Source organism: Asanoa sp. NPDC050611, from assembly GCF_040654855.1.
GTDB lineage: Bacteria > Actinomycetota > Actinomycetes > Mycobacteriales > Micromonosporaceae > Asanoa.
In genome coordinates, this window is sequence record NZ_JBFAIU010000554.1 from 1 (window position 1) to 2,992 (window position 2,992).

At 75.3% G+C, this 2,992-nt stretch carries 4 protein-coding genes; 1 reads left to right on the forward strand and 3 read right to left on the reverse strand.

Annotated features, from left to right (window positions below; translation table 11 throughout):
- The coding region (locus tag AB0H87_RS40065) for a hypothetical protein (protein WP_360158520.1) at positions 1-972 on the forward strand (972 nt) is incomplete at its 5' end.
- On the opposite strand, the gene AB0H87_RS40070 is transcribed toward AB0H87_RS40065, so the two are convergent.
- From AB0H87_RS40070 to AB0H87_RS40080, 3 genes are all read right to left on the reverse strand, one after another.
- Positions 950-2,083: an MFS transporter gene (locus AB0H87_RS40070; protein WP_360158523.1), complete on the reverse strand. Its 1,134-nt coding sequence runs from the start codon at positions 2,081-2,083 to the stop codon at positions 950-952. The two genes, AB0H87_RS40065 and AB0H87_RS40070, sit on opposite strands and share 23 nt — an antisense overlap.
- On the reverse strand, positions 2,080-2,613 hold the full coding sequence (locus AB0H87_RS40075) for a Chromate resistance protein ChrB (protein WP_360158526.1): 534 nt from the start codon (positions 2,611-2,613) through the stop codon (positions 2,080-2,082). The genes AB0H87_RS40070 and AB0H87_RS40075 overlap by 4 nt, the downstream gene beginning before the upstream one ends.
- A gap of 40 nt (positions 2,614-2,653) precedes the next feature.
- Positions 2,654-2,992, reverse strand: a 339-nt coding sequence (locus AB0H87_RS40080; protein WP_360158529.1) for a CGNR zinc finger domain-containing protein, incomplete at its 5' end; no start/stop codon positions are given.

Here is a 2,992-nt window from a genome sequence, read left to right on the forward strand (position 1 = left end):
GGCACCGAGTCCCAGGCCGGCGAGGACACGGTGCTGTCGGCGGACGGGCGCCGGATCGCAGTCTGGTCGGACACCCGGGTGAAGGTCGTCGACCTCGTGACCGGGCGCGCCCGCCGGGCCAGCAGCGGCGTCGACGGCACGGTCCGCGCCGAGCCGTCCGGCTGGTCGCCGGACGGCACGGCGCTGGTCGTCCGGGACACCGTGCCGGTCGACGAGGACGGCACCGGCTACCGGTCCGTGCTGACCCTGGTCCGGCTCGACGGTGGCGGCCGGGTCCGGCTGGCCGAGACGGACCACGACCACGAGCTGGGATCGCCGGTCGCGTTCGCACCGGGTCGCCTCGCCTTCCAGAGTGGACGGACGGTGGTCGTGTCCGATCTGGACGGTCGGCGGCTCTCCTCCTTCACGCTCGCGCGGGACGACGAGCTGGCCGGCAAGGGTGCCTGGAACGGCGACACGCTGACGGTGGCCCGGCGGGTCGGCTACAGCTGGAGCCTGCGGCGGATCGACCCGGGCACCGGGCGGGACCTCGGCGCGCTCGACCTGCCGGCCGTCCCCGACGTGACCGCGATCCGGCTGCTGGGATGGCGGGCGGACGGGTCGGCGCTGGTCGCGGCGTTCGTGCCGGCGGACCCGGCGCCGGCGGCGTTCGACGTGCCGACCTCGATGAACCAGCGACTGGCGTACGGGAGCGTCGGCACGACCCAGGTGCTGGCCCTCCACCGCGGGGCGAGCGCGCCGGCCACCCTCCTGACGGCGCCCGCCGGGGTGGTCGGCATCGACGTCGCCGAGAGCCTGCTGCGGGCCGGGCGCACCCGGGTCGCGAACCCGCCCACCGCGCTGGGGCCCCGGTTCTGGCTCTGGACGTTCCTGATCCCCCTGCTGCTGGCCGGCCTGGTGGCATACCGCTGCCGCAAGGGCATCGCGCTCCGGCTCGACGACCGCCGGGTCAGGCGCGCCCGCGGGCGGTGACCGCCGCGCCGACGCCGAGGAGCACGGCCAGCACGGCGAATCCATAAGGGAGGGTGGACAGCGAGGCGATGCCGGCGACAAGGAGCGGGCCGCCCGCGTCGCCGATCTCGCGGCCCAGCTCGGCGGTGCCCATGGTCTGGCCGAGGCGCTCCGCCGGCGTGCTGGCAGCCAGCGCCGCGAAGCCCACCGGGGTGACCAGCCCGGTGCCGACGCCGATGAGCGCGGCCGCGGCGAGCACGCCGGCCAGCCCCGGCAATGTCGCGCAGGCCAGCCCGGCCGCGGTGAGAACCAGGCCGGCGGACAGCCCGGTGCGCGTCGAGATGCGGCCCTCGTCGAGGGCGCGACCGGCGCGCGGCTGGACGACCGCGGCGCACGCGGCGAGCAGCGAGACGGCGGCGCCGGTGGCCACCGTCCCGTATCCGGCCGCGTGGCCGATGACCGGCAGGAAGCCCACGCCGACCGACAGCGCGGCCGTCGCGGCGGCGAGCGCGCTGGTCGGGGCGAGGAACGCGCGGTTGGTCAGCCGGCGGGCTAGGTCGAGCACCGTCTGCCGGACCTTCGGCAGTGGCGGGACGACCGGCACGGCGAGCGCCGCCCACCAGGCGACCGCGGCGCCGAGCACGGCGAGCACCGCGAACAGCAGCCGCAGGTCGCCGATCCAGACGAGCAGCCCGCCGAGCAGTGGGCCGAGCGTGTAGCCGATCGACTTGTAGAAACCGTAGGAGCCGAATGCCCGGCCGTGTTTGGCGGCCGGGTTGAGCCGGGCGACCAGGGTCGACGCGGCGGGGGAGAAGGCCGAGGCGGCGGCGCCCTGGCCCAGGCGGGCCGCCCACAGCCAGCCGGGGCTGTCGGCGACGACGTAGGCGGTGGAGGCCAGCGCGAAGGCGACGAGGCCGCCGAGCAGCACCGGTCGGGCGCCGATCCGGTCGGCGAGGCTGCCGAACAGGGGCTTGAGCAGGACCTCGGCGCCGTCGTAGAGGGCGAGCAGCGCGCCGAGCACGAGCAGGGAGGTGACCGCGTCGTCGGCGAGGTTGGCGGCGATGCCGTGCGCGCCGAACGCGGTGGTGAAACCGGCCGCGTAGAGCGGCCACATCTGCCGGGCGGATCTCATGGCGTGTCGTGGAGGGCGGTGATGACGCGCTCGGCGTACGCCTCGCAGGCGGCCACGCACTCCTTGAGTCGCCTGCCGGCCTCGGCGGCCTCGGGCGCGCGGAACACGTCGCGGGCGGTCAGGTCACGGTGCCAGCGCCGCAGGCGCTCGAGCGACTGCTCCTCCTCCTCCAACTCGGCCAGGGTGAACTTGGCGATCCGGATCTCCTTGGCGAGCTCTTCCTCGAACTTGCCGCAGTCGGCCAGGAACTCCACCCAGTCGGCCGAGCGGGCGGCGGTGAACAGCTCCTGGAGCCGCGCCGCGTCGTCGGGGCCGCGCCCGGTCGCGTTGAGCGTCACGGCCTGGCCGCCGGCCTGCTCGGTCAGGGTGACCGCACGGGCGATGCCGGCGCTGAAGACCGGAACGTCCGGGACCGCCCAGACGCCCTGGCCGATCGAGATGGCGCCGATCCTGCGCAGCTCACGCCACACCGCGACCCGGTGCCGGGACGGCGTCGCGGGCACCTTGAGCACGAGCAGCAGCCAGGTCACACTCCCGACTGTAGCACCGGTTACATCTGATCTTGCAATATCAGTCGGTCTGGGGTGCGCGGCGGGCGCGCAGGGCACGGAGCTTGTGGCGGTTGCCGCAACGCTCCATCGTGCACCAGCGGCGGGCGCCCGGGCGGGACGTGTCGACGAAGACCAGCGGGCAGTTGTCGCTCGCGCACTCGCGGATGCGGCCCGCCAGCGGGCCCGAGAGCAGGTCGATCATCTCGCGCGCAAGGCTGGACATGGCCTGCGTCGCGCGGACCGGTGCCGCCCAGTCCGCCGCGCCGTCGGCCGTGAGTCGCGGGCGCAGCGGTGCCGCCGCGGCGGCCCGACCATGTCCTACCTGACGTTCCTCGACGGGGACCGGCTCCTGCACATG